17 protein-coding genes and 1 pseudogene are annotated in these 25,630 nt (G+C 73.4%); 8 read left to right on the top strand and 10 right to left on the bottom strand.

The window, feature by feature from the left end; genetic code table 11:
- Window position 1 precedes the first annotated feature (1 nt).
- The 3 genes from B073_RS0118570 to B073_RS0118560 all read left to right on the top strand — a co-directional run bounded on the left by B073_RS0118570 (window position 2) and on the right by B073_RS0118560 (window position 2,759).
- Window positions 2-1,237, top strand: coding sequence for a PDR/VanB family oxidoreductase (locus tag B073_RS0118570; protein ID WP_234025117.1), 1,236 nt, complete (start codon window positions 2-4; stop codon window positions 1,235-1,237).
- A 115-nt stretch (window positions 1,238-1,352) separates the two neighbouring features.
- A complete protein-coding gene (locus B073_RS0118565; RefSeq protein ID WP_078508068.1) occupies window positions 1,353-2,054 on the top strand; it encodes a TetR/AcrR family transcriptional regulator in 702 nt (233 codons plus the stop codon).
- A 168-nt stretch (window positions 2,055-2,222) separates the two neighbouring features.
- The gene (locus B073_RS0118560; RefSeq protein WP_018539584.1) at window positions 2,223-2,759 is read left to right on the top strand and encodes a GNAT family N-acetyltransferase; all 537 of its coding nucleotides are present in this window, start codon (window positions 2,223-2,225) and stop codon (window positions 2,757-2,759) included.
- A gap of 79 nt (window positions 2,760-2,838) precedes the next feature.
- Here the strand turns inward: B073_RS0118560 and pulA are convergent.
- Window positions 2,839-5,457, bottom strand: a pseudogene (gene pulA / locus B073_RS40365) (pullulanase-type alpha-1,6-glucosidase); the annotation flags it as partial.
- 301 nt (window positions 5,458-5,758) lie between these two features.
- Between pulA and B073_RS0118550 the strand changes: the two are divergent.
- Window positions 5,759-6,631 carry a class I SAM-dependent methyltransferase gene (locus B073_RS0118550; RefSeq protein ID WP_018539582.1) on the top strand — a complete coding sequence of 291 codons (873 nt, stop codon included), beginning with the start codon at window positions 5,759-5,761 and terminating at the stop codon, window positions 6,629-6,631.
- Window positions 6,632-6,761: 130 nt separating this feature from the next.
- On the opposite strand, the gene B073_RS40360 is transcribed toward B073_RS0118550, so the two are convergent.
- Genes B073_RS40360 through B073_RS0118525 form a run of 5 tightly spaced genes read right to left on the bottom strand, consistent with a single transcriptional unit; the run spans window position 6,762 to window position 12,750 of the window.
- On the bottom strand, window positions 6,762-7,841 hold the full coding sequence (locus B073_RS40360; protein WP_018539581.1) for a LacI family DNA-binding transcriptional regulator: 1,080 nt from the start codon (window positions 7,839-7,841) through the stop codon (window positions 6,762-6,764).
- Window positions 7,838-9,691, bottom strand: coding sequence for a glycoside hydrolase family 13 protein (locus B073_RS0118540; RefSeq protein WP_018539580.1), 1,854 nt, complete (start codon window positions 9,689-9,691; stop codon window positions 7,838-7,840). Before B073_RS0118540 ends, B073_RS40360 begins: the two co-directional genes overlap by 4 nt.
- Window position 9,692: 1 nt before the next feature.
- Window positions 9,693-10,541, bottom strand: a complete 849-nt coding sequence (locus B073_RS0118535; RefSeq protein ID WP_051094065.1) for a sugar ABC transporter permease — start codon at window positions 10,539-10,541, stop codon at window positions 9,693-9,695.
- Between the two features lie 2 nt (window positions 10,542-10,543).
- A complete protein-coding gene (locus tag B073_RS0118530; protein ID WP_018539578.1) occupies window positions 10,544-11,479 on the bottom strand; it encodes a carbohydrate ABC transporter permease in 936 nt (311 codons plus the stop codon).
- The gene (locus B073_RS0118525; protein WP_018539577.1) at window positions 11,476-12,750 is read right to left on the bottom strand and encodes an extracellular solute-binding protein; all 1,275 of its coding nucleotides are present in this window, start codon (window positions 12,748-12,750) and stop codon (window positions 11,476-11,478) included. Before B073_RS0118525 ends, B073_RS0118530 begins: the two co-directional genes overlap by 4 nt.
- A gap of 222 nt (window positions 12,751-12,972) precedes the next feature.
- Here B073_RS0118525 and B073_RS0118520 point away from each other — a divergent pair, with 222 nt between their 5' ends.
- The 3 genes from B073_RS0118520 (at window position 12,973) to B073_RS0118510 (ending at window position 16,739) form a co-directional block, all read left to right on the top strand.
- Window positions 12,973-14,622, top strand: coding sequence for a glycoside hydrolase family 13 protein (locus B073_RS0118520; protein ID WP_018539576.1), 1,650 nt, complete (start codon window positions 12,973-12,975; stop codon window positions 14,620-14,622).
- Window positions 14,623-14,647: 25 nt separating this feature from the next.
- Window positions 14,648-15,712 carry a LacI family DNA-binding transcriptional regulator gene (locus B073_RS0118515; protein WP_018539575.1) on the top strand — a complete coding sequence of 355 codons (1,065 nt, stop codon included), beginning with the start codon at window positions 14,648-14,650 and terminating at the stop codon, window positions 15,710-15,712.
- A gap of 175 nt (window positions 15,713-15,887) precedes the next feature.
- Entirely contained in the window at window positions 15,888-16,739 is an 852-nt protein-coding gene (locus tag B073_RS0118510) for a phosphatase PAP2 family protein (RefSeq protein WP_037812067.1), read from the top strand.
- A gap of 61 nt (window positions 16,740-16,800) precedes the next feature.
- Here the strand turns inward: B073_RS0118510 and B073_RS0118505 are convergent, their stop codons facing one another.
- The 4 genes from B073_RS0118505 to B073_RS40355 form a co-directional block, all read right to left on the bottom strand.
- A complete protein-coding gene (locus tag B073_RS0118505) occupies window positions 16,801-19,824 on the bottom strand; it encodes a bifunctional [glutamine synthetase] adenylyltransferase/[glutamine synthetase]-adenylyl-L-tyrosine phosphorylase (RefSeq protein ID WP_018539573.1) in 3,024 nt (1,007 codons plus the stop codon).
- A gap of 52 nt (window positions 19,825-19,876) precedes the next feature.
- A complete protein-coding gene (glnA, locus tag B073_RS0118500; RefSeq protein WP_018539572.1) occupies window positions 19,877-21,238 on the bottom strand; it encodes a type I glutamate--ammonia ligase in 1,362 nt (453 codons plus the stop codon).
- A gap of 309 nt (window positions 21,239-21,547) precedes the next feature.
- Window positions 21,548-22,399 carry an alpha/beta fold hydrolase gene (locus B073_RS0118495; protein ID WP_018539571.1) on the bottom strand — a complete coding sequence of 284 codons (852 nt, stop codon included), beginning with the start codon at window positions 22,397-22,399 and terminating at the stop codon, window positions 21,548-21,550.
- On the bottom strand, window positions 22,396-23,184 hold the full coding sequence (locus B073_RS40355; protein ID WP_078508067.1) for a DUF998 domain-containing protein: 789 nt from the start codon (window positions 23,182-23,184) through the stop codon (window positions 22,396-22,398). Before B073_RS40355 ends, B073_RS0118495 begins: the two co-directional genes overlap by 4 nt.
- Before the next feature lie 361 nt (window positions 23,185-23,545).
- Here B073_RS40355 and B073_RS0118485 point away from each other — a divergent pair, with 361 nt between their 5' ends.
- Window positions 23,546-25,624 (top strand): multicopper oxidase family protein, encoded by a 2,079-nt coding sequence (locus B073_RS0118485; protein WP_037812065.1) that lies wholly within the window; start codon window positions 23,546-23,548, stop codon window positions 25,622-25,624.
- The last annotated feature ends 6 nt before the right edge of the window (window positions 25,625-25,630 follow it).

Below are 25,630 nucleotides of genomic sequence, written 5' to 3'. Positions count from 1 at the left end.
CGTGCCTGTCCGTGTGTCCACGTCCGCCGGCCGCGCCGGCCCGCACCGTACGGGCCTGCCGCGCCTCCGTACCGCGCTGGCGGTCGCCGGGACCGCACTGGTGGTCCGACGGGCCCTGCGGCGGCGGATCCGGCGCTCGCCGCTGTGGCCGCTGCCCGCCCTGGAGCAGCCGATCTCCGGGCGGCGCCGGGAGACCGGCGCAGGTCGGGGGCCGGCCCAGGGGCGGCCGGTACCGCTGCGGCTGCGGGTGGCCGAGCGGACGGAGGCCGCCGAGGGCGTGGTGGCCCTGCGCCTGGAGGGCGAGCGGCTGCCCGCCTGGGAACCGGGCGCGCACCTCGACCTCGTGCTGCCCTCGGGGGCCGTGCGGCAGTACTCGCTGTGCGGTGAACCGGCCGACGCCGTACGGGCGGACGGCGGCTCGTACACCGTCGCGGTCCGGCTGATCGAGAACGGCCGGGGCGGCTCCCGCGAGGTGCACGAGGCGCTCCGCGCCGGCACCACGGTCGAGGCGCGCGGCCCGCGCAACCGCTTCCCCCTGGAGGACCACCACGCCTACCTCTTCATCGCAGGCGGTATCGGCATCACCCCGATCCTCCCGATGGTGCGGCGGGCCGAGGCTACGGGGGTGCCCTGGCGGCTGCTGTACGCGGGGCGGTCGCGGGCGTCGATGCCGTTCCTGCCGGAGGTCGAGAAGCTGGCCGGGGGCGCCGCCGGGGCGTCCGGTGGCGGGCGGTCGACGGTCGTCGCGGAGGACGAGGACGGGCGGCCCGATCTGGCCGCCGCGCTCGCCGACGCGCCCCCGCACACCGCCGTGTACTGCTGCGGGCCCGAGCCCCTGATGAACGCCGTGGCGGACCTGCTGCCCGAGGGGCCGGAGGGCCTCACTCTGTATACGGAGCGCTTCGGGCCGGTGGGGGACGTGGCCGGTGCGGATGCGGCGCCGGATACGGGGGCCGGGAGCGGCGAGGACGCCGCGTTCGAGGTCGAGTTGCGGCGGACCGGCCGTACGGTGACGGTCCCGGCCGGCACCAGCGTGCTGCGCGCGATCCGCGAACAGGCCCTGCCCGACGTGCCGTACTCCTGCGAGGAGGGCTTCTGCGGCACCTGCCGGCAACGGGTCGTCGCCGGTGAGGTGGACCACCGGGACGAGCTCCTGACGGACGCGGAACGCGAGGACTCGCTGCTGATCTGCGTGTCCCGGGCGAAGCCTGGTACGGGCCTGGTCCTGGATCTCTGATACGGAGGGCGGGGCGGGGGCGCCCGCCCCGTTGGCCGGCCGTCGGGGCGTTCGGGGATCTTCTGGGACGTTCGGGCGGTGGTGTCGTTGTGCGGGCGGTCGTTAGGGTGTGCGCATGACCGCCGGGGCACGCCGCAGGATGGGGGTCGAGGAGCGACGGGAGCAGTTGATCGCCGTCGCACTCGGCCTGTTCAGCCACCGCTCCCCCGACGACGTCTCGATCGACGAGATCGCCGAGGCCGCCGGCATATCGCGGCCGCTGGTCTACCACTACTTCCCGGGCAAGCAGCAGCTCTACGAGGCGGCCCTGCGGCGCGCCGCGGACGAGCTGACCGCCCGGTTCGTCGAACCGCACGAAGGGCCCCTCGGCGCCCGCCTGTTGCGCGTCATGGAGCGGTTCTTCGACTTCGTGGACGAGCACGGCCCCGGCTTCTCGGCGCTGATGCGCGGCGGCCCCGCGATCGGCTCGTCCCGTACGAGCGCACTGATCGACGGTGTGCGCCAGGCCGCCTACACCCAGATCCTCGCCCATCTCGACCTGGACGCCCAGGAACCCTCGCCCCGGCTGGAGTTGGTGGTCCGGTCCTGGATCTCGCTCGCCGAGACGACCGCGCTGCTCTGGCTGGACGGGCGGCGGGTGCCGCGCGCCGAGCTGGAACGGCAGCTGGTGCACGACTTCGCGGCGCTGGCGGCGGTCAGCGCCGCCTACGACGCGCGGATGGCGCAGGTGCTGCGCCGGATGCTGGCCGACGAGCCCGCGGACGGGATGTTCGCGGATCTGGTGGGGCGGTTGCTGGAGCTTCCGCAGGCGGCGTGACGCAAGAGGCGTGATGCAGGCGGGCGGCGCCACGCGGGCCAGGAGCCGGCGGGGTCCGGCGCGGGCGCGCAGGGGCCGGAGGCCGGCCGGAGCGGATTGTCAGACCCTTGATCTAACGTCGTTGGTGTGGCGGCGCGTTGGACCGCCGGAGCGACCGAGGGAGGGGCGATGGGCTACGGCAGGGGCCGGGGCGTGGACGAGATCACCTGTCGGGCGGCGGACATGGGGGACGACCTGACCGTTCTGGTCGGGCTGTACGACGCGGCGGCTCGGTGGATGGTGGAGCGCGGCATAGATCAGTGGAAGCCGGGCGGCAAGGACGAGGAGCACTTCCGGCTGCGGATCAAGGAGGGGGAGGTCTGGCTGGCGCAGGCGGCCGGGCGGATCGTCGGCGGCTTCGAGCTGTGGTGGGAAGACGAGCCGGCGTGGGGGCGACAGCCGCCGACGGCGGGGTATGTGCACCGGCTGATGGTGGACCGCTCGTGCGCTCCGGCGGGGACCGGGCGGGCGCTGCTGGCCCACGCCGAGCAGCGCATAGCGGAGTCGGGGCGGCCCTGGGCGCGGCTGGACTGTGTGGCGGGCAATCCGCGGCTGCGGGCGTATTACGAGGGGGCGGGCTACACGGTCGTGGGCGAGCAGCCGTTCAAGGAGGGGAACGGGGGGAGTTGCTATGCCGTGACGTTGCTGGAGAAGCGGGTGGGGTAGCCGGCTCCCGGGCCGCCCGGGCCGCCCCGCCCCACCCGCTTCCCTCTCCTCCCGCGTCAGCCCCTCCCTCCCCTCCGCGTCAGCTGCGGCGGAAGACGGCGACGGTGCGGGGCGGGACGGTGAAGGTGCCCGAGGCCCGGTCGTAGGCCGCGGTGGCGGTGATGCGGTCGGCGCCGTGGGCCTGGACGGGGTGCAGGGAGTACGGCCGCCCGGCCAGGGACGGGACGGTCTGGGGCTGCCGTTGGGGCGTGGCGTTGAAGACGACGACGAGGTCGGCCAGGCGCATGGTGAGGACGCCGGGGGTCTCGTCCGGACCGGAGAGGGGGAAGGAGAGGGCTGACTGGACGGCGGCGGTGGTGGACAGGCCGAAGGCCGGTTCGGAGGCGTGGATGCGGAGCAGGTCGCGGTAGGCGGCGGAGGCCGCGGTGCGGGTGGCGCAGTCCGGGCGGAGGGCGGGGTCGGCCAGCAGGGGCCTGGCGTAGGGCCACTTGTCCTTGTTGTCGGCGGCCGGGGGCAGGCCGCGGCCGAAGCCGTTGCCGTCGGCGCCGTCCCGGGGGTCGTCGGTGCAGGTCCAGTGCAGGGCGTTGAACCAGTCGCCGCTGTTGAAGGAGTTGCGGTCCAGGGACTTGGAGCGCAGCAGGTCGGTGCCGGCCTGGGAGAGCGCCGGGCCCTGGGAGAGGGCGGCGGTGGCCAGGGCGACGACCTGCATCCGGGCGCGGTCGGCCGGGGAGGTGGTGGGCGGCAGTTTGTAGGCGAGGGCGTCGTAGAGGGTTTCGTTGTCGTGGGCGTCGGCGTAGGCGAGGGCGTCGCCGGGGGCGGCGGCGTAGCCGGCGGGGGCGCCGTTGTAGTCGGTCTGGGAGCCCCTGACCCGGCGGCCGGTGGTGTCGGTGAAGGTGTAGTCGGCGAGGTTGCCGGTGAGGCCGAGCTTGATCAGGTCCTGGTAGTGGAGGAGGCGGGTGCGCTGGGCGTGGGAATCCCCGTTGGCGGGTGAGGAGTTGGGGTCGGTGAAGAGGCCGGAGGCGAAGCCCTGGACGCGGGGGTCGGCGTCGAAGGGGCTGCCGCCGCGGACCGCATCGCGGGCCCGGTCGCTGAAGGTGGCGATGCCGGTGCCGGCCATGTTGCGCTGGGTGGCCTGGACGAAGCGGGCGTCGTCGGCGGCCTCGCCGAAGTTCCAGCCCTCGCCGTAGAGGATGATCGATTTCCCGTCGACGCCGTCCCGGGCGGGGGTGAGGGCGTCGAGGGCCTTGCGGACGGCGAGGATGTCGGCCTTGGGGTGGTGGCCCATGAGGTCGAAGCGGAAGCCGTCGACCTTGTACTGCCTGGCCCAGGTGACGACGGAGTCGACGACGAGCTTGCCCATCATGGTGTGTTCGGGCGCGGTGCCCGCGCAGCAGGTGGAGGTGGCGACGGTGCCGTCGTCGAGCAGCCGGTGGTAGTAGCCGGGGACGATGCGGTCGAGGACGGAGCGCGGGTCGTCCTGGCCAGCGGCTGCTGTGTGGTTGTAGACGACGTCCATGACGGTGCGCAGGCCGATGCCGTTGAGGCCCTGCACCATCCGGCGGAACTCGACGGTCCGGGCGGTTCCGTCGGGGTCCGAGGCGTAGGAGCCCTCCGGGACGGTGTAATGCAGCGGGTCGTAGCCCCAGTTGTAGCCGTCCCGGTCGGCGGTCTTCGCCACGCATTCCTGCTGACGCGCGGAGTCGGCGGGCAGCGCGGGCAGGTCGCAGTCGGGGCGCCGCTGGTCGGCGCGGCGTTCGGGGACGGAGGAGAAGTCGAAGGCCGGCAGCAGGTGGACGTGGGTGGTGCCGGCGGCGGCGAGGGCCTTCAAGTGCCGCAGGCCGGCGGAGCCGGTGTCGGTGAAGGCGAGGTACTGGCCGGGGTGGTGCGAGGTGGGGTCGGCGATGGAGAAGTCGCGGATGTGGAGTTCCTGGATGCGGGCCCGGCGCAGCGGGACCGGCGCGGGTTTGCGCAGCTGCGCCCAGCCCTTGGGGGCGAGTTCGCGGGCGGCGAGGTCGACGACGAGGCTGCGCGCGGAGTCGGCGGTCAGGGCGGTGGCGTAGGGGTCGGTGACCGCGTTGGTGACGGTCCGGTCGGCGTCGGGGGCCCAGACGGTGACGAGGTAGCGGTAGGGCTTGCCGGTCCAGTTCCGGTCGCCCCGTGCACTCCATACCCCGGTCGCCTCGTCGCGGTGCATCGGGACGCGGCGGCCGGCGAGTTCGAGGGCGACGGTGCGGGCGGTGGGCGCCCAGACGGAGAGGGTGGGGACACCGTGGTGGAACACCGGTCCCAGGGCGGCGTGTTGGGCGCGGGTGCCGTAGAGGTCGTCGAGGACGCCGGGGATCTGCACGCCGGTGGTGTGCTGCCCGTCGGGGGTGCGCTGGGTGGCGGTCAGCCGCTGCCGGAGGGCGGTGGCGGCGAGGGCGCGGTCGCGGGGGTCAACGGTGAAGGCGGGGTAGCCGGCCAGGTGCGGGTAGGCGGCCCGTTCGGCGGGAGTGAGGGTGCCGGGGGTGAGCCGGATACGGCCCGCGGCGCGCCCCGGTGCGCCGAACTCCAGCCGGGCTTCGGTGCGTTGGGCGCCCTTCCAGACCACGGTGGTGCGGTCGATCCATTGAGCCTCGGCCTTGGGCCGCCCGTCGGAGGGGGTGGCCTGGGCGCCCGGCTGCGGCGGGAGGGCCAGTGCGGCGGCGCCGGCGAGCAGGGCGAGGGCGGCGGCGATCCGGCGGCGGGCACGGTGCGCGGTGGAGGGCATGGCCCCTGGTTGTAGTCGTGGGGAAGGTTTACTGCAAGACCTTTCGCAAGAGATTGCAACGATGTTACGTTCCCAGGCGAGCCGGTCCGGCCGACCGGAGGACCGCCCGCGCGGCGGTCTTTACGCGCCCGGCCGGCCGGACCGGCCGCCATACGAGGACCGATCGCCATACGGCACGTCAGGTGGCGCGAAGTCACCCATCCGGCAGCCAGGGCGAATTGCCCGGCCGGACACGGGGAATTCCCCCACCGTGATCAACAACCACGAGCACGCCACCGGCCCCGCACCGCACCACCAGCACGACGACGCGACCCGCAACTACTACGACACCGGCGACGTCGACGTCTTCTACGACGCCGTATGGGGCGGCGAGGACATCCACGTCGGTATCTACGCCGACGGCCACGAGGCGATCGCGCACGCCTCGCACCGCACCGTCGAGCACGCCGCCGACAAGGCCGCGGACCTGCTCGGCCCGCACGCCACCGCGCTCGACCTCGGCTCCGGGTACGGCGGATCGGCCCGCGCGCTCGCCGAACGCTTCGGCTGCCGCGTCGCGGCCCTCGACCTGAGCGAGCGGCACAACCAGCGCCACCGCGCAACCAACGCCCAACGCGGGCTGGACGGACTGATCGAGGTCACCACCGGCTCCCTGAACGACCTGCCCTACGAGGCGGAGCGGTTCGACCTCGCCTGGTCGCTGGAGGTCCTGTGCCATGTGACGGACCGGGAGGGCGCACTGGGCGAGGCCGTACGCGTACTGAAACCGGGCGGCGCCCTGGTCTTCTCGGACATCATGCTGGCCGAGGGGACGCCCGCCGAGGCGGTGCGGCCCGCGTTCTCCCGTCTGGGCATCGAGAACCCTGCAACGCCGGCCTTCTATCTGGACCGGCTCTCCGAACTCGGCCTCAGCGACATCGACTTCGAGGACCGCACCGCGGACCTCACCACCCACTACGCGCGCCTCGACGAGGAGATCCACCGGCGCGCGGCCGAACTGCGGGACGTCATCAGCCCGGCCTACCTCGACGAGCTGCTCACCAACCTCCCCCTCTGGGCCGACATCACCCGGCGCGGCCTGCTGCGCTGGGGCCTCTTCCACGCGCGACGCCCGGCCGCCTGAGACCGAGGCCGGAGCCGGAGCCGAGCCAGGGCGACTCACCCCTCCGGGAGTCCGAGATCGGCCCGGACGGCCTTGCCGACCGGGGACCGGTCGAGGACGGCCCAGCGGGTGGCGAACGCGGCGACGAGGATCAGCCCACGGCCGGTCCCGGAGTCGGGCGGCGTTCGTCACGTACGCCCCGCACGGGGCCGGTAGAGCCCCGTACGACCAGTTCCGGCTGGAAGACGAACTCGGTCCGCTGGACGGGGTTTCCCTGGATCTCCTCGATCAGCGCGCCCACCGCGGCCGTCGCCATCGCCTGGACCGGCTGCCGCACCGTGGTCAGCGGCGGGGCGGTGAAGGCGATCAGCGGGGAGTCGTCGAAGCCGACGACGGAGAGCCGGCCGGGGACGTCGATCCCCCGCTGCCGGGCGGCGCGCACCACGCCCAGCGCCATCAGGTCGCTGCCGCAGACGATGCCCGTACAGCCGTCGTCGAGCAGGGCGGCGGCCGCGGCGTGGCCGCCCTCGACGCTGAACAGGGTGTGCCGGACGAGTCGTTCGGCCTGCCCCCTCGACAGGCCGAACGACTCCTGAAGGGCCGCCGTGAAGCCCTCCGCCTTGCGGCGGGAGGGCACATAGCGGGCCGGCCCGACGGCCAGTCCGATCCGCCGGTGGCCCAGCTCGGCGAGGTGGCGCACGGCCATCCGGGCCGCGGCGCGGTCGTCGGGCGAGACACAGGGCGCGTCGACCCGGTCGTGGTAGCCGTTGATCAGGACATAGGGCACGCCGCGGGAGGTCAGGCGGGTGTAGCGGGAGGGATCGGCGGCGGTGTCGGCGTGCAGGCCGGAAAGGAAGACGATGCCGGTGACGCCGCGCTCCTCCAGCTGCTCGACGAGTTCGTCCTCGGTGGCGCCGCCCGGCGTCTGGGTGCACAGGACCGGGGTGTAGCCGTGGCCGGCCAGGCACTGCTCGATGATCTGGGCGAAGGCCGGGAAGATCGGGTTGGTCAGTTCCGGGATGACCAGGCCGACGAGGCCGGCGCTGCGCCGCCGCAGCCGGACCGGGCGCTCGTAGCCGAGGACGTCGAGCGCGGCGAGCACCCGCTGACGGGTGCCCGCCGCCACCCCCGCCCGGCCGTTGAGGACGCGACTGGCCGTCGCCTCGCTGACCTGCGCCTGGGCGGCGATGTCGGAGAGACGCGGGGTGGGCCGGGGGGCTGGACGGGTCACTCCTGCCACCAGATCGTGGTGTCGGCCGGGATTTCGCGCAGGATTTCATGAACTTTTGAAAGTTCGCGATTTTCGGGAACACCCTGGCTGTGCGGGGCGTTGGACAGTTCACAGACGGCGGGCAGGGGCCCGGCGGGAGACGCGGAGCTGGCGACGGAGTCGGAGACGGGGCCGGGGCCGGAGACGGAGACGGAGACGGAGACGGAGGGGGACGGCGATGCGGAGACAGGCGATGCGGGGACAGCGGACGGAGCAGACGGGTCCGAGGGCCCGGCGGGCATGGCGGACGTGGCGGACGTGGCGAACGGCGCCCGGGACGAGAGGAGTTGACGGACCGGCGGCAGCGGCAGCCGCACGGCCTCCGCCGTGGTGTTGACGGTGCAGAGGAGGCCACCGGGGCGGCGGAAGGCGAGCACGCCGTCAGGGGTGTCCAGCCACTCGACGGCGTCCCCCGCGCCGAGGCCGGGATGGGCGCGGCGCAGTGCCAGCGCGGCGCGGTAGAGCTCCAGGGTGGAGTCCGGGTCGCCGGTCTGGGCCTCGACGGTGAGCGGGCCCCAACTGTCGGGCTGGGGCAGCCAGGTGTCTGCGGCGCCGAATCCGTACGGCGGTGCCGTGCCGCTCCAGGGCAGCGGGACACGGCAGCCGTCGCGGAGCCCGTCCTGTCCGCTGGTGCGGAAGAAGGAGGGGTCCTGGCGGAGCTCGTCGGGGAGGTCGGTGACCTCGGGGAGGCCGAGTTCCTCGCCCTGGTAGAGGTAGGCCGAGCCGGGCAGCGCCAGCATCAGCAGGGTGGCGGCGTGGGCGCGGTCGAGGCCGCCGCCGAGGCGGGTGCGGTGACGTACGACGTCGTGGTTGGAGAGGACCCAGGTGGCCGGTGCGCCGACGGCGCCCAGGGCGGAGAGGGAGGTGTCGATGGCGGTACGGAGGGCGCCGGCGTCCCAAGCGGTGTTCAGGTAGTGGAAGTTGAAGCCCTGGTGGAGTTCGTCGGGGCGGACGTAGCGGGCGAGCCGCTCGACGGTGGGGGCCCAGGCTTCGGCGACGCCGATCCGCTCCCCCGGGTACTCGTCGAGGATCGCCCGCCAGGAGCGGTAGACGGCGTGCACGCCGTCCTGGTCGAAGAAGGGGAGGAGCTGTGAGCCGATCAGGCGGGCCTGTTGGCCGTGGCCGATGTCGGGGAGGCCGGGGGCCTTGACCAGGCCGTGGGCGACGTCCACGCGGAAGCCGTCGACGCCCAGGTCGAGCCAGAAGCGCAGGAGGGAGCGGAACTCGTCCTGGACGGCGGGGTGGTCCCAGTTGAAGTCGGGCTGTTCGGGTGCGAAGAGATGGAGGTACCACTCGCCGTCGGGGAGACGGGTCCAGGCGGGGCCGCCGAAGACGGACTCCCAGTCGTTGGGCGGGAGTTCGCCGCAGCCGCCGCGGCCCTTGCGGAAGTGGAAACGTTCGCGCAGCACCGAGCCGGGGCCCTCGGCCACCGCGCGGCGGAACCACGCGTGCTGGTCGGAGCAGTGGTTGGGGACGAGGTCGATGATGAGGCGAAGACCCTGGTGATGGGCCTCGCGGAGGACCGCCTCGGCGTCCGCGAGGGTGCCGAAGAGCGGGTCGACGGCGCGGTAGTCGGCCACGTCGTAGCCGGCGTCGGCCTGCGGGGAGGCGTAGAAGGGGCTCAGCCAGACGGCGTCCACTCCCAGGTCGCGCAGGTGGCCCAGCCGGCCGCGGATGCCCGGCAGGTCGCCCATGCCGTCGCCGTTGCCGTCGGCGAAGCTGCGCGGGTAGATCTGGTAGATCACGGCGTCGCGCCACCAGGCGGTGCCCGAGGGGACGGTGTCGGGTGTGGCGCTGTGCTGTCGGGTCATGTCATCCCTTCGTGGTGCCGGCGGTCAGGCCGGCGACGAGGTGGCGCTGGGCGAAGGCGAAGACGAGCGCGGCCGGTACGGCGATGAGCACGGCGGCGGCGGTCATCGAACCCCAGTCGTTGGTGTACTGGTTGACGAAGGTCTGCAGACCGCCGGCGAGGGTGAGGTTCTCCTCGCCGGTCATGAAGGCGGAGGCGTAGGCGACCTCGGCCCAGGCCGTGACGAAGGTGTAGAAGCCGGTGACGGCCAGGCCGGGGCGGGCGAGCGGGAGGACCAGTCGCCAGAAGGTGCCGAAGGGGTTGAGGCCGTCCACCCGGCCCGCCTCGTCGATCTCCACCGGGATGGTGTCGAAGAAGCCCTTCATCATCCAGGCGCAGAACGGCACGGCGATGGTCAGGTAGGTGAGGACGAGGCCGAGCGGCTGGTTGAGCAGGCCGAGGGAGGCGAGCAGGTTGTAGAGCGGGACGATCAGCACCGCGACCGGGAACATCTGGGTGACGAGCAGCATCCACAGCAGCGGGCGCATGCCGGGGAAGCGGAAGCGGCTGACGGCGTAGCCCGTGGTGGCGGCGGTGAGGACGCCGATGACGGTGGTCAGGCCGACGACGACCACGGAGTTGCCGAACCATGTGAGGAAAGAGGTGCCGGTCAGGACGTGGGTGTAGTTGTCGAGGGTGAAGTGGGTGACGAGGCCGGTGGTGAAGGCGTCGTTCTTGGGTTTGAAGGAGGTCACCAGCAGCCACAGCGGCGGGAAGACCGCGATGACGGCGGCGGCCAGGAGGGCCAGGTGCAGTCCGACGGAGGCCGTCCAGTGCCGTTCGGAGCGGGGGCGGGGCCGGGTGCGCGCCATGGTCACCACACCTCTCCCTGCTTGCGCAGCGCCCGGCGGTAGCCGACGGCGACGAGGGCGAGGAGGGCGAGGATGACCACGCCCCAGGTGGCGGAGGCGGAGTAGTCGCGGGGGCTGTCGACGAAGGAGAGGCGGTAGGCGTAGGTCACCAGGATCTCGGTGGCGTCGCCGGGTCCGCCCCGGGTGAGCAGGAAGATCACCGGGAACATGTTGAACGTCCAGATGGTGGAGAGCAGGATCACGGTGCCGCTGACCGCGCGCAGTCCGGGCACGGTGATGTGGCGGAAGCGCTGCCAGGCGCCCGCGCCGTCCATCTCGGCGGCCTCGTAGAGCTCGCCCGGTATGGACTGCAGCCCGCCGAGCAGCGCGACGAGCATGAAGGGCACGCCCAGCCAGACGTTGACGGCGATGACCGAGAGCTTGGCCCACGTCGGGTCGTTGAGCCAGGGCACGGCGTCGATACCGCCGCCGGCCAGCAGTTTGTTGAGGAGGCCGTTCTTCTCGTTGTAGAGCATCCGCCAGGTGAAGACGGAGACGAAGGCGGGGATGGCCCAGGGCAGGATCAGCGCCAGGCGGTAGCAGGTGCGGCCGCGCAGGCGGCGGTTGAGCAGGGTGGCGAGGGCGAGTCCGGTGAGGAAGGTGAGGGAGACACAGCCGACGGTCCAGATCACGGTCCAGCCGAGGCGGCTCCAGAAGACGCCGTCGGTCAGCACCGCCCGGTAGTTGTCCAGGCCGGTGAAGTGGTAGGTGGCGGGGATGTGGTTCATGCCGATCGAGCGCTCGACATTGGCCTCGTTGGCGTCGGTCAGCGAGAAGTAGACGCCGCGGACGAGGGGGAGCCCGATGATGACACCGACGACGAGGACGACCGGGGCGGCCATCGTCCAGGCGTACCAGTGGGTGCCGAACGCCCGGCGGATGCGGGCGGTGAGCGTCACGTGTAGTCCTTGAGCAGCTTCCGGTAGGCGTCGCCGACGGCCTTGGCGGCTTGTTCGGGCGTGGCGGCGCCGGTGAGCACCTTGTTCGTCTGGACCTTGAGCGGCTCGAAGAGGGAGTTGCCCTCGGCGATCCAGGGGCGCTGGACGGCGCGGTCGACGGCGGGCTTGAAGAAGGCGACCATCTCGTTCCGCTTGACCGCGGGGTCCTTGTAGACCGAGGTGCGGGTGGGCAGCAGGCTGAGCTTGTCGGTGGTCTCCCGCTGGACCTGCGCGGAGCTCATGTACTTGACGAAGGCGTAGGCGGCCTGGAGGTTCTTGCTGCCGGCGTAGACGGAGAGGTCCCAGCCGCCCTGCGGGGAGCCCTGGGCGGCGGATCCGCCGGGCACGGGCGCGACGCCGAGGTTGCCCTTGTCCCGGAAGGCGTTGCCGGCGCGGGCGCCCTCGATGTCCCAGGGGCCGTCGACCGCCATCGCGACGGTGCCGTCCTTGAGTGCCTTGAGCTGGTTCTCCTGCCCGTCGGTGGCGTCGGTGACGGCGGCCTTGGAGTCCACCAGCTGCTTGATGGTGCGGAAGGCGCGGACGCCGGCGGCGTTGTCGACGGTGACCTTCTTGTGGGCCGCGTCGACCATGTCGCCGCCCTCCCCGTAGAGGTAGGGCAGGAACCAGTAGGGGTCGTCACCGCGCAGATAGAGGGCGGTGGCGCCGGTCTTCGCCTTGATCTTCTGTGCGGCGGCGCCGAGTTCGGCGAAGGTCTTGGGGACGGGGACGCCGGCGTCCTCCAGGAGCTTCTTGTTGTAGAAGAGCGCGAGGGTGTCGATGACCTGCGGTGCGGCGTAGGTCTTGCCGTGGAATCTCGTCGAGCCGACGGCCTGCGGGAGGTAGTCGCCGGTGTTGTCCAGGGCGGGGGTGCCGTCGAGCGGGGCGAGGTAGCCGAGGTTGGCGAAGTCGGCGACCCAGGCGACGTCGGTGCGCATCACGTCGGGGGCGCCGGCGCCGCCGCCCGCGGCGTTCTTGAACTTGGCGTTGGCGTCGCCGAAGGGGACGTTCACATAGGCGACGTGGACCTTGGGGTGCTCCTTCTGGAAACCCTCGGCGAGCTTCCGGTAGGTGGCCTTCTCGGCGTCGTTGGAGGTGTCCCAGAAGGTGACCGTTCCGGACAGTTCACCGCCCGCCGCACCACCGCCGTCACCCCCGCTCCCGCACCCCGACGCCGCCAGTGCCAGGCCCGCTACCAGCGCGGTGGCGAGAGCGCCACGTATGCCACGCCGCATGTGAACTCCTTTGGGAAAGCCTCGGTTGGCGGTCTGGAACGTAACAGCGCCGAAAACAATCCGAAAGATGTTGCGAGATTTTTCTGCAAGAATTCTGGAAGGAGTTGCGGCTCCTTGGCCGGAACAGGCCCTCCCGGGTACCGACGCACCGTCACCCCCCGCCCCGCCGAGCGTTGACTTCGTGGAAGCACCTTCGCCTCATTGACCTGACAGGGACGGCAGATGACCCAGGAGCTCACTTCCCCCGGCCCCGCCCCCCAGGCCGCCGGACCCGACCGGACCCAGGGATGGTGGCGCGACGCCGTCATCTACCAGGTCTACGTCCGCTCCTTCGCCGACAGCAACGGCGACGGCGTCGGCGATCTGCGCGGGGTGCGCGACCGGCTCCCCTATCTCAAGGCCCTGGGCGTGGACGCCGTCTGGCTCACCCCGTTCTACGCCTCCCCGCAGGCCGACGGCGGGTACGACGTCGCCGACTACCGCGCCGTCGACCCGCTCTTCGGCACCCTCCAGGACGCCGACGAGCTGATCCGCGCCGCGCACGCGCTGAAGCTGCGGGTGATCGTGGACATCGTCCCCAACCACACCTCCGACCGGCACCCGTGGTTCCAGGACCCGGACCTGGCCCGGCAGCGCTACGTCTTCCGCCCCGGCCGCGGCGAGCACGGCGAACTCCCGCCCAACGACTGGGAGTCGGTCTTCGGCGGCCCGGCCTGGACCCGCACCGACCGCGGCGACTGGTATCTGCACCTCTTCGCGCCCGAGCAGCCCGACCTCGACTGGGAGCGGCCCGAGGTGCACGAGGAGTTCGCCGCGATCCTGCGCTTCTGGCTGGACCTGGGCGTGGACGGCTTCCGGGTCGACGTGGCGCACGGCATGGTCAAGGCGCCCGGCCTGCCCGACATCGGCCACGGCGAACAGGCCCGGCTGATCGGCAGTCAGGTGCTGCCGTTCTTCGACCAGGACGGTGTGCACGCCATCCACCGCGACTGGCGCCGGCTGCTGGACGCCTACGGCGAGACCCACGGCCGGGCCGTCATCGGGGTCGCCGAGGCATGGGCGCCCAGCGCCGAGCGGCTGGCCCTCTACGTCCGCCCGGACGAGCTCCACCAGGCGTTCAACTTCCAGTTCCTGAGTGCCCCGTGGGACTCCGACGCACTGCGCGGGGTCGTCGACTCCTCGCTCGCCGCCACCGTCGCCGTCGGCGCGCCCACCACCTGGGTGCTCTCCAACCACGACGTCGTCCGGCACACCACCCGCCTCGGCGGCGGCCTGGACCGGGCTCGCGCGGCCACCCTGCTGATGCTGGCGCTGCCCGGGTCCGCGTACCTCTACCAGGGCGAGGAGCTGGGGCTGCCGGAGGTCACCGACCTGCCCGCCGAGGTGCGCCAGGACCCGGCGTTCTTCCGCGGCCGGATCGGCGGCGACGGGCAGGAGGCGGACGGCGCTTCCGGCGCCGGCGGCCAGGACGGCTTCCGGGACGGCTGCCGGGTGCCGCTGCCCTGGTCCGGCGAACTGCCGCCGTACGGCTTCGGGCCGGGCGGCAGCTGGCTGCCGCAGCCCGCCGACTGGGCCCCGCTGAGCGTCGCGGCACAGACCGGCGACCCGTCCTCCACCCTGGAGCTCTACCGCCGCGCGCTGGAACTGCGGCGCCGTCTGCCGGGCCTGGGCGACGGGGAGATGACGTGGGAGGCGGCCCCCGAGGGGGTGCTGGCGTTCCGCCGGCCCGGGGTGCTGTGCGCGGTCAACACCCGCCTCCAGGAGGCCGTGCTCCCGCTGCCCGGGGAACTCCTGCTCGCCAGCGCGCCGGTGGCGGTCGACGGCGCCTCGGCGGTGCTGCCCGGGGACAGCTGCAGCTGGTGGGCAATCTGACATGCGACCGGTACAGTCCACTCCCATGACCGCACGGCTGGCCGACATCGCAGCACAGGCGGGTGTCAGCGAGGCCACCGTCAGCCGGGTTCTCAACGGGAAGCCCGGCGTCTCCGCCACCACCCGCCAGTCCGTGCTGGCCGCCCTCGACGTGCTGGGCTACGAGCGGCCGGTGCGGCTGCGGCGGCGCAGCGCGGGCCTGGTGGGGCTGATCACGCCGGAGCTGGAGAACCCGATCTTCCCGGCGTTCGCCCAGGTCATCGGGCAGGCCCTGACCCGCCAGGGCTACACCCCGGTGCTGGCCACCCAGACCCCGGGCGGCTCCACCGAGGACGAGCTCACCGAGATGCTGGTGGACCGCGGGGTGGCCGGCATCATCTTCGTCTCCGGGCTGCACGCCGACACCTCCGCCGACATGGGGCGCTACGAGCAGCTGCGCGGCCAGGGTGTGCCGTTCGTCCTCATCAACGGCTTCTCCGACAAGGTGCAGGCACCGTTCGTCTCCCCCGACGACCGGGCCGCGGTCGAGCTGGCGGTGACCCATCTCACCGCGCTGGGCCACCGGCGGATCGGGCTGGCGGTGGGGCCCAAGCGGTTCGTGCCGGTGCAGCGGAAGATCGCCGGGTTCCTGCGCTGCGCACAGGAGCAGCTGGGCATGAGCGCCGCGGAGGCGGAGCCGCTGGTCCAGCACTCGCTCTACACCCTGGAGGGCGGCCAGGCCGCGGCGGCCGCGCTGATCGAGCTCGGGGTGACGGCGATCGTGTGCGCCAGCGACATGATGGCGCTGGGTGCGATCCGGGCGGCCCGGCAGCGCGGGCTGGACGTGCCGCGGGAGATGTCCGTGGTGGGCTTCGACGACTCCCCGCTGATCGCGTTCACCGATCCGCCGCTGACCACGATCCGGCAGCCGGTGCAGGCGATGGGGCAGGCGGCGGTGCGGGCGCTGCTGGAGGAGATCGGCGGCACCCCGGCGCCGCACAGCGAGTTCGTCTTCCATCCCGAGCTGGTGGTGCGGGGGTCCACGGCGTCGGCGCCCGGCCCGGCGTCCGGCCCGGCGAAGGTGCCCCGGCCGCTGCGGGCCTCGCAGTAGGGGCACCCCTTACGGGCCCCGGGACGGGGCTGCCTGCCTTGGCTGCCCTTGCCTGTCCGGGAATCCCCTCATTCGTCTAGGGGGTTCCCCCTCCTTCTCCAGGTAGAGGCCAGGCGTCGTTTACCCGACCGGAGGATGATCGGGCGTTGAACCCTTTCTGGCAGACTGTCCTCCCATGGGTGAAGCGCACGTGAGGACTCTGGACGATCCGCCAGCCGCCCCGCCGGCCGTCGGGGAGCACACGGAGAGTCCGGCCGACAAGGGCCGAGTGGCCCGGCTGCGGACCCCACGTACACCCCGTCTGTGGTTCGAGATCCTGCTGATCGCGGTCAGCTACTGGACGTATTCGGTGATCCGCAACGCGGTGCCGGAGCAGAAGGCCCAGGCACTGCGGAACGCCGACTGGATCTGGCGGGCCGAGCACGGCCTGGGCATCGCCGTCGAGCACACCGTCAACCACGCCGTGAACTCGGTCACGTGGCTGATCGTCTCGATGAACTACTACTACGCGACGCTGCACTTCATCGTGACGATCGGGGTGCTGGTCTGGCTCTACCGCTGGCATCCCGGCCGGTACGCGGCGGCCCGGCTGGCGCTCTTCGCCACCACCGGCGTCGCCCTGGTCGGCTACTACTTCTATCCGCTGGCGCCGCCCCGGCTGATGCCGGACGGCGGGTTCGTCGACACCCTGATCGAGCACGGCACCTGGGGCTCGATGGCGTCCGGGAACCTCGCGTCGATGTCCAACCAGTACGCCGCGATGCCGTCGATGCACATCGGCTGGTCGCTGTGGTGCGGCATCACCATCGCGCTGCTGGCGAAGCCGCTGTGGGCGAGGGTGCTGGGCCTGCTCTACCCGGCCACGACGCTGACGGTGATCGTCTCCACCGCCAACCACTTCTGGCTGGACGCGCTGGGCGGCGTGCTGTGCCTGGCGTTCGGCTACGCACTCGCCCGTGCCTGGTACGGGCGGCTGCCGCACCGGCTGGCGCGGTACGTGATGGTGGCCGAGCCCCTCAAGGCGTGACCCCGCGCGGGCTGCCGGGCCGGCCGCCGCCCGCCCCTGATCACGCCCGGTCATGCCCGGATCACGCCCCGTAGAACAGCTCCTCGACGACCGCGCGGGCCCGGCGGGTGATCCGCCGGTAGTCGTCGACCATCTCGCCGACGTGCCCCTCCTCGTAGCCGAGGTAGCGGCCGACCGCCGCCAGCTCCCGGCCGTCCGCCGGGAAGGTGTCGCCGGGGCGGCCGCGCACCAGCATCACCGCGTTGCGCACCCGGGCCGCCAGCACCCACGCCTCGTCCAGCGTCCGGGCGTCGTCGGTGCCGATCAGCCCGGCGGCGTGCGCGGCGGCCAGCGCGTCCCGGGTGCGGGTGGTGCGCAGTCCGGGCAGCTCCCAGCCGTGCTGCATCTGCAGCAGCTGGACGGTCCACTCCACGTCGCTCAGCCCGCCGCGGCCCAGTTTGGCGTGGGTGGTCGGGTCCGCGCCGCGGGGCAGCCGCTCGGACTCCATCCGGGCCTTGAGCCGGCGGATCTCGCGGACCGCGTCCTCGCCCAGCCCCTCGGCCGGGTAGCGCAGCGGGTCGATCAGCTCGACGAACCGCTCCCCCAGCTCCGCGTCGCCGGCCACCGGCTCGGCGCGCAGCAGCGCCTGCGCCTCCCACACCAGCGACCAGCGCCGGTAGTAGGCCGCGTACGAGGCCAGGGAGCGCACCAGCGGACCGGACTTGCCCTCCGGGCGCAGGTCGGCGTCGATCGGCAACGGCGGGTCGGTGGAGGGGAGTTGGAGCAGCCGGCGCATCTCGTTGGCGACCGCGTGGGCGGCCTTGGCGGCCTCCTGCTCGTCGGCGCCCTCGCGCGGCTCGTGGACGAAGAGCACATCGGCGTCCGAGCCGTAGCTCAGCTCGTGGCCGCCGAAGCGGCCCATGCCGATCACCGTGAACCGGGTGGGCAGGGTGTCGCCCCAGTGCTCGCGGACCGCGGCCCGCAGGGCGCCGGCGAGGGTGGCGGCGTTGACGTCGGAGACCGCCGTGCCGACCGTGTCGACGGCATGGCCGTGGTCGGTCTCGGCGGGGCTGGACTCGGTGCCGTAGGCGCCGATGACGTCCGCCGCGGCGGTCCGGAACAGCTCCCGGCGGCGCACCCCGCGGGCCACCGCCACCGCCGCCTCGGCGCCGTCCGCGCGGCCGACGGCGGCCAGCACCTCCTGCTCCAGGGCGGCCCGGCCGCGCGGCTGGAGACCGTCGGCGGCGCCCAGCAGGGCGACCGCCTCGGGGGCGCGCAGCAGCAGGTCGGGAGCGAGCCGGCCGGCGGACAGCACCCGGGCGAGGTTCTCCGCGGCGGCGCCCTCGTCGCGCAGCAGCCGCAGGTACCACGGGGTCTTGCCGAGTGCGTCGGAGACCTTGCGGAAGCCCAGCAGTCCGGCGTCCGGGTCGGCGGAGTCGGCGAACCAGCCGAGCAGGACGGGCAGCAGGGTGCGCTGGATGGCGGCCTTGCGGGTCACGCCAGAGGCCAGCGCCTCCAGATGCCGCAGCGCGCCGACCGGGTCGGCGTAGCCGAGGGCCTCCAGGCGGTGCCCGGCGGCCTTGGCGGAGAGCCGGGCCTCGCCGAGTTCCAGGTGGGCGACGGCGTCCAGCAGCGGCCGGTAGAACAGCTTCTCGTGCAGCCGGCGCACCTCGCGGGCGTGCCACTTCCACTCCCGGCGCAGCGCGGCGACCGGCTCGGTGCGCAGCCCCAACGACCGTGCCAGGCGCCGGAGTTCGGACTCGTCCTCGGGCATCAGATGGGTGCGGCGCAGCCGGAAGAGCTGGATGCGGTGCTCCAGGGTGCGCAGGAAGCGGTAGGCGGCGTCGAGGGCGGCGGCGTCCTGGCGGCCGACGTAGCCGCCGGCGGCGAGCGCCGCCAGGGCGTCCAGGGTGGTGGCGCTGCGCAGCGTGGCGTCGGCCCGGCCGTGCACCAACTGCAGCAGCTGGACGGCGAATTCGACGTCCCGCAGGCCGCCGGGGCCGAGCTTGAGCTCCCGGTCGACCTGGGCGGCGGGGATGTTCTCGACGACCCGGCGGCGCATCTGGCGGACGTCGGCGACGAAGTTCTCCCGCTCGGCGACGTCCCACACCATCGGCGCCAGCGCGTCGACGTACTCCTGGCCCAGCGCCAGGTCGCCGGCCATCGGGCGGGCCTTGAGCAGTGCCTGGAACTCCCAGGTCTTGGCCCATCGTTGGTAGTAGGCGAGGTGGCTGGTGAGGGTGCGCACCAGGGGGCCGTTGCGGCCCTCGGGGCGCAGGTTGGCGTCGACCGGCCAGATGGTGCCCTCGGCGGTGCTGTCCGAGCACAGCCGCATCATCCGGGAGGCGAGCCGGGTGGCGGCCTGGAGTGCCTTGGCCTCCTCGGCGCCCTCGCGGGGCTCGGCGACGTAGATGACGTCCACGTCGGAGACGTAGTTCAGCTCCCGGCCGCCGCACTTGCCCATGCCGATGACCGCGAGCCGGCACTGCGCGGCGTCGCCGGGCTGCTCCTCGTAGGCGATCTCCAGGGCGGCGCGGACGGTGGCGGTGGCCAGGTCGGCGAGTTCCGCGGCGGTCTCGGCGACGTCGGTGGTGCCGCACACGTCGCGGGCCGCGATGCCCAGCAGAGCGCGGCGGTAGGCGACGCGCAGGGCGTCCGCCCGCGGCCGGTCGGCGCCCCGCTCGCCCCAGATGCCGTCGGCGAGCGCCTGCTCGAACTCCGGTGTGGTGGGGTGCAGATCGACCGACTCGTAGGTGACCAGCGACCGCCACTCCCCCGGGTGCCGGGCCAGGTGGTCGCCGAGCGCCTCGGACGCGCCGAGCACGCCCAGCAGCCGGTCGCGCAGCGGCTTGGCGGCGGCGACGGTGGCCAGCAGCTCCTGCCGCTCCGCCGACGGCAGCGCCTCCACCAGACGTACCAGGCCGCGCAGCGCCAGGTCGGGGTCGGGGGTGGCGCCGAGCGCCTCCAGCAGCACCGAGTCGTCGCGTACCGGAGCGAGTTCGGGGGCGTCGAGCAGCGCGCCGGCCGCGGAGGGGTCGGTGAAACCGTGCTTCAGCAGCCGGGTGAAGGTGCTGCTCCGCCGTCCCTGCGGAGCGGGTAGTGCCATGGGGCGGCCTCTCGACGGCGGGTCGGCTCGGACACAGCGGAGTGGTCCGGGCTCACAGCACCGGCAGCATCTTCCGCAGCTCGAAGGCGGTGACCTCGGAGCGGTACTCCTCCCACTCCTGCTTCTTGTTGCGCAGGAAGAAGTCGAAGACGTGCTCGCCGAGGGTCTCGGCGACCAGTTCGCTGCGCTCCATCAGCGCGATGGCCTCGCCGAGGTTCTGCGGCAGCGGCTCGATGCCCATCGCCCGGCGCTCGGAGTCGGTCAGCGCCCAGACGTCGTCGTCGGCGCCGGCCGGGAGTTCGTAGCCCTCCTCGATGCCCTTCAGGCCGGCCGCGAGCAGGACGGCGTAGGCGAGGTAGGGGTTGGCGCCGGAGTCGACGGAGCGGACCTCGACGCGGGTGGAGCCCATCTTGCCGGGCTTGTACATCGGGACCCGGATCAGGGCCGAGCGGTTGTTGTGGCCCCAGCAGATGTAGGAGGGGGCCTCGCCGCCGGCGCCGGCGGTGCGGTTGGCGCCGCCCCAGATGCGCTTGTAGGAGTTGACCCACTGGTTGGTGACGGCGGAGATCTCGGCGGCGTGCCGGAGCAGGCCGGCGATGAAGGAGCGGCCGACCTTGGAGAGCTGGTACTCGGCGCCGGACTCGTGGAAGGCGTTGCGGTCGCCCTCGAAGAGGGAGAGGTGGGTGTGCATGCCCGAACCCGGGTACTCCGAGAACGGCTTGGGCATGAAGGTGGCCTGCACGCCCTGCTCCAGCGCGACCTGCTTCATCACCAGCCGGAAGGTCATGATGTTGTCGGCGGTGGAGAGCGCGTCGGCGTAGCGCAGGTCGATCTCCTGCTGGCCGGGGGCGCCCTCGTGGTGGCTGAACTCCACCGAGATGCCCATCGACTCCAGCATGGTGATCGCCTGGCGGCGGAAGTCCATCCCGACGTTCTGCGGGGTGTGGTCGAAGTAGCCGGAGGAGTCGCCGGGGATCGGCCGGGAGCCGTCCACCGGCTTGTCCTTGAGCAGGAAGAACTCGATCTCGGGGTGGGTGTAGAAGGTGAAGCCGAGGTCGGAGGTCTTGGCCAGGATGCGCTTGAGGACGAACCGCGGGTCGGCGTACGAGGGCGAGCCGTCCGGCATCAGGATGTCGCAGAACATCCGGGCGGTGCCCGGGGCCTCGGCGCGCCACGGCAGGATCTGGAAGGTGCCGGGGTCGGGCTTGGCGATCATGTCGGACTCGTAGACCCGGGCGAAGCCCTCGATGGCCGAGCCGTCGAAGCCGATGCCCTCGTCGAACGCCTGCTCAAGCTCGGCCGGGGCCACCGCCACGGACTTCAGGAACCCGAGGACGTCGGTGAACCACAGCCGGACGAAGCGAATGTCGCGCTCTTCCAACGTCCGGAGCACAAACTCCTGCTGCTTGTCCATGGCTCACCAATCCTTGCAGGTCATTCGGCCTGTCCACGCGCGGGGATCATCGCGTTCGGGCCCACCAGTATCACGCCGGCGGGTTACCGTCACATTACGCACCCTTGGCCTGGATCAGAACCGTCGCACCGTGACCCCCTCGCCGTCTTCTGCCGGCATCTTCCCCGCCGCGAGCAGGGTCAGCGCCCGGCGGCGCCGGAATCGAGGGCCTTGGCCCAGTCTTGGACGGCCACAGAACGCCTGTTGACCTGGTGTTGAGCGGCCCGTGTGGCGGCGTTCGGCCGGTATGCGGTGCGCCGCGGACGGGGCTCAGCCCAGGTCCAGCACGGCCCGGGCCACGGTGTCCGGTGCGTCCGTCATGACCAGGTGGCCGGCGGGGGCGGCGACCGTGCAGCGGCCGCCCAGTTCCGCGGCGAGCGCCCGCTGCCGGGCCAGCCAGCGCAGCCGGCTCCGGGACGCGCTGCCGTCGGAGGCGGCCAGGACGGTGACGGGGACCGCGGGCAGCGGGCGGAGCCGGCGCAGCGCGACGAGATCCGCGGCCTGGTAGGGGTAGGTCGCGTTCTCCAGGGCGCAGGCCCGCAGCACCCGGCTGGTGCGGTAGCCGGCGCGTTCCCAGCCCCGCCGCGGGTGGTGGCCCAGCGTCCCGGCGCGGGCGAGCAGCCGGCGCGCGGCGGGGCCGAGGAGCTGCGGCAGGCCGGCGGCGGAGAGCGCGCCGGCCGCGCCGCGCGCCCAGGCGGTGCGGACCGTCCGCGGCAGCCGGGGCCGGGGGTCCTCCTCGATGCTGCCGTCGACGAGGACCAGGCCGGCGCAGCGGGCGGGGTGCAGCCGGGCGAACGCCTCGGCGTGGAAGCCGGCCAGTGAGTGGCCGACGACGGTGGCCGGCGCCCGGTGGCCGAGGGCGTCCAGGACGGCGGCGATCCGGTCCGCCTCGGCGGCGAGGTCGGGCGGTGCCGCGGCCGGTGCGCTCAGGCCCAGGCCGGGCCGGTCGAAGCGGACGACGGTGCGGTGCGGGACGAGCCGGGCGGCGACCGCGTCCCAGTCGAACCACGCCATGCCGAGGCCGGCACAGAGCACCACGACCGGGCCCGTGCCCTCGCTCAGCACGTGCAGCGGCAGTCCGCCGACGCGCACCATCCGGCCGGGGGCGGGGCGGGGGTTCATGCGGCTCCTCGGGGCGGGTCCTGGGGCACGGACGGGGTGCCGGGGCGGGCGTCGTGGGCGTTGCGGACGGCGGCACGGGCGGCCCGGGCGCCGCGGGCCAGACAGCCGGCGAGCACGGCGACGTAGAGGGCGACCAGCAGCACCTGGAGGCGCTGGCCGACGCCGAGCGCCCAGGTGCCCCGGCCCGCGGTGAGGGCGGCGACCTCGGCCAACGTCCAGGCGGTAGCGGCGAGTTGGGTGAGCACCAGGGGCGGGCCGAGGCGGGCGAGCGCGGGCCAGTGGCCGTACCGGCGGGCGGCGACGGTCAGCAGGACCAGCGCGGCGAGTGCGCCGAGCATGGCCAGCGTGCTGCTGACGGCGTGCGCGGTGTGGGTGGCCGGGACCAGTCCGGCGGTCTCGCGGGCGGCGCAGACCGGATCGCTGGTGGGGGCGCAGCTCAGCGGCAGCCGGGAGTCCAGCGCGGTGGCGGCGCCGAAGAGGGCCAGGGCGCTCAGGCCGGCAACCGTCCAGGGCCGGCGCCGGACCGCGGCGAGCGCGGTGAGCGCGCCGGCCAGCACCAGCAGTCCGGCGACCAGGTCGGTGGCGCGGAACAGGCCGCCGAGCGGCTGGTCGGCGGCGGCCAGTTCGCTCACGTAGGCGCGCACCGGGTCCAGGCCGGTGGCGATCACCAGCTCCAGCACCCAGGCGGTGTAGGCGAGCGCGCCGAGCAGCAGCAGGACGGCGGCGGCCGTTCTGGCAGGGCCGGTGCGGGCGTCTGCGGCGGGGCGGATCGGGCTCACGGACATCCTGGTGTTCGGGTGATCCCGACGGCGCGTCCGAAATGCCGGATATGCCGTGGGCGTGGGAGGACCAAGAATAGGCAGACGGTCCACCGGACGCGGCGAGCGCGGCGCGATGGGCCACCTCCGGGGGCCGGCGCCCCGGGAGCAAGGCTGCGTCCGTAGGTCCCCGGCCGTCGAGAGGTCCGCGATGGGTGAACAGCGCAAGGCCGCCGCCCGGCCCGGCCACCCGCTGCGCGGACCGCGGCCGATATCCCCGGCCGTCGCGTCGGCCGCGCCGCGCCCTTGACCGCCGGCCGGGGCCGCCCCGGCCTCCCCGGACCCGCGCCGCTCCCCCGCTCCCCCATCGCCACGAGGTGCTGCCCCCATGGATTCCCTTCATACGCACTCCCGCCGCGCCGTGCTCGGCGCGGGCATCGCGGTCGCCGGCGGCGGTCTGCTCGCTGCCTCCGCCGGCCCCTCCGGTGCGTCCACCGCTCCGGAGAGCCGGCCCGACCAGGACCGCGCCCCCAGCGGCCGCTATGTCGACCCGCACGGCCCGGAGGTCGCCGACTGCGAGAGCCGGCGGGCCGCCTCCGGACGGGTGCGCCGGCTGTACGTCGAGGCCCGGAGGGACCGGATCGACATCGGCGGCCGGACCGTCCACACCTGGGTGTACGGCGACCGGCTGCCGGGCGACGAGCTGCGGGTCACCGCGGGCGACACCCTGTCGGTGGTGCTGGCCAACAGCCTGCCGCAGTCCACCACCATGCACTGGCACGGGATGGACCTGCGCAACGACATGGACGGCGTCCCCGACGTCACCCAGCGGGCGATCCAGCCCGGCTCGTCCTTCCACTACCGCTTCCGGGTCAGCCGGCCCGGCACCTACTGGATGCATCCGCACGTCGGCGTCCAGCAGGACCACGGGCTCTACGCCCCGCTGATCGTCGACGACCCCCGGGAGCCGCTGGAGTACGACCACGAGTGGATCGTGGTGCTGGACGACTGGCTCGACGGGGTGGACGGCAGCACCCCGGACGCCGTGCTGGAGGAGCTGAACCACGGCCGGGGCGCCATGCACGGCGGCGGCTCGGGGCACGACGGGCACGGCTCGGGGCACGACGGCGGCTCCGGGCACGACGGGCACGGCCCGGGCAGCGGGCACGGGTCCGGCGCCGGGCACAAGCCCAAGGACCCCGGCCGCCGGCCGTCGGGCCACGAGAGCCACAGCTCCAGTCACAGCTCCAGCCACGCCACGGCCCACGGCACCGGCAGACCCCACGAGCCCGGCAGCCACAGCGGTCACGGCCGCGTCGACGGCGGGGCGGCGGACGGCGGACGGGTGGGCCCGGGGCTCCTGGACGGTCTCGTCCCGGGCGTGAACCGGCCGGCCATGGACGGTCTGGGCCTGGGCCTCGGCCTGGCGAACGCGGGCCTGAACAACTCCGGCCTGGGCGGCGTGCCCCCGCACGGCATGACCGCCTCCGCGGGCGCGGGCTCGTCCGCTTCCGCCGCCGCGGGCGCGTCCGCCTCCGCGGGCGCCGCGTCCATGGCCACCGCACGGGCGAGCCGCGGGGCGCGCCGCGACGACGGCCCCGGGCACGGCAAGCACGGCCGCAGCGGCCCGTCCCGGCTCCTGGCGTCCGACAGCCGCAGCAGCGTGCTGGGCGGCATGCCGGGCAATGTGAACTACCCGTACCACCTCATCAACGGCCGTACGAAGCGAGATCCCGAGACCTTCCGCTGCCGGCCGGGCGACCGGATCCGGATCCGCCTCATCAACGCCGGCAGCGACACCGCCTACCGGGTCGCGCTGGGCGGCCACCGCATGACGGTGACGCACACCGACGGCAACCCCGTCGAGCACATCCGCGCCGAGCAGCTGCTCATCGGCATGGCCGAGCGCTACGACGTCATGGTCACCGTCGGATCCGGGGTCTTCCCGCTGGTCGCCGTCGCCGACGGCAAGGGCCGGAACAAGACCGCGCTGGCCCTGCTGCGCACCGGGGACGGCCGGCCGCCGGAGCCCTCGGTCCACCCCAGGGAGCTGGACGGGCCGCTGATGACCGCGGACCGGATCCGGGCGCACGAGAGCGTACGGGCCCGGACCCGGCAGCCGGACCGCATCCTGCGGATGAAGCTCACCGGCACCATGGAGCGCTTCGACTGGGCCATCAACGGCCGCGCCTACACCCCCTCGCAGCGCTATCCGATCCGGGCGGGCGAACGGGTGCGGCTGGTGTTCCGCAACGACACCGACATGTGGCACCCGATGCATCTGCACGGGCACAGCTTCTGGCTGCCCAACGGCGGGCCGCGCAAGGACACCACGGTCATCCGGCCCAACCAGCGCCTCGCGGTGGAGTTCGACGCCGACAACCCGGGGCTGTGGATGCTGCACTGCCACAACGTCTACCACTCGGAGTCGGGGATGATGACGATCCTCGGCTACCGGCGGGACTGACCGCCG

It is taken from the genome of Streptomyces sp. MspMP-M5 (genome assembly GCF_000373585.1).
Classification (GTDB): domain Bacteria; phylum Actinomycetota; class Actinomycetes; order Streptomycetales; family Streptomycetaceae; genus Streptomyces.
The sequence above is the reverse complement of the archived record's forward strand: the minus strand, read 5'-3'. Positions and strand labels throughout refer to the sequence as shown.

Bases quoted from the DNA above. Each gene is read 5' to 3' on its own strand.
- B073_RS0118565 (WP_078508068.1), top strand. From the start codon at position 1,353: ATGACCGCCGGGGCACGCCGCAGGATGGGGGTCGAGGAGCGACGGGAG.
- B073_RS0118560 (WP_018539584.1), top strand. From the start codon at position 2,223: ATGGGCTACGGCAGGGGCCGGGGCGTGGACGAGATCACCTGTCGGGCG.
- B073_RS0118540 (WP_018539580.1), bottom strand. From the start codon at position 9,691: ATGACCCGACAGCACAGCGCCACACCCGACACCGTCCCCTCGGGCACC.
- B073_RS0118535 (WP_051094065.1), bottom strand. From the start codon at position 10,541: ATGGCGCGCACCCGGCCCCGCCCCCGCTCCGAACGGCACTGGACGGCC.
- B073_RS0118525 (WP_018539577.1), bottom strand. From the start codon at position 12,750: ATGCGGCGTGGCATACGTGGCGCTCTCGCCACCGCGCTGGTAGCGGGC.
- B073_RS0118520 (WP_018539576.1), top strand. From the start codon at position 12,973: ATGACCCAGGAGCTCACTTCCCCCGGCCCCGCCCCCCAGGCCGCCGGA.
- B073_RS0118515 (WP_018539575.1), top strand. From the start codon at position 14,648: ATGACCGCACGGCTGGCCGACATCGCAGCACAGGCGGGTGTCAGCGAG.
- B073_RS0118510 (WP_037812067.1), top strand. From the start codon at position 15,888: ATGGGTGAAGCGCACGTGAGGACTCTGGACGATCCGCCAGCCGCCCCG.
- B073_RS0118505 (WP_018539573.1), bottom strand. From the start codon at position 19,824: ATGGCACTACCCGCTCCGCAGGGACGGCGGAGCAGCACCTTCACCCGG.
- glnA (WP_018539572.1), bottom strand. From the start codon at position 21,238: ATGGACAAGCAGCAGGAGTTTGTGCTCCGGACGTTGGAAGAGCGCGAC.
- B073_RS0118495 (WP_018539571.1), bottom strand. From the start codon at position 22,399: ATGAACCCCCGCCCCGCCCCCGGCCGGATGGTGCGCGTCGGCGGACTG.
- B073_RS40355 (WP_078508067.1), bottom strand. From the start codon at position 23,184: ATGTCCGTGAGCCCGATCCGCCCCGCCGCAGACGCCCGCACCGGCCCT.
- B073_RS0118485 (WP_037812065.1), top strand. From the start codon at position 23,546: ATGGATTCCCTTCATACGCACTCCCGCCGCGCCGTGCTCGGCGCGGGC.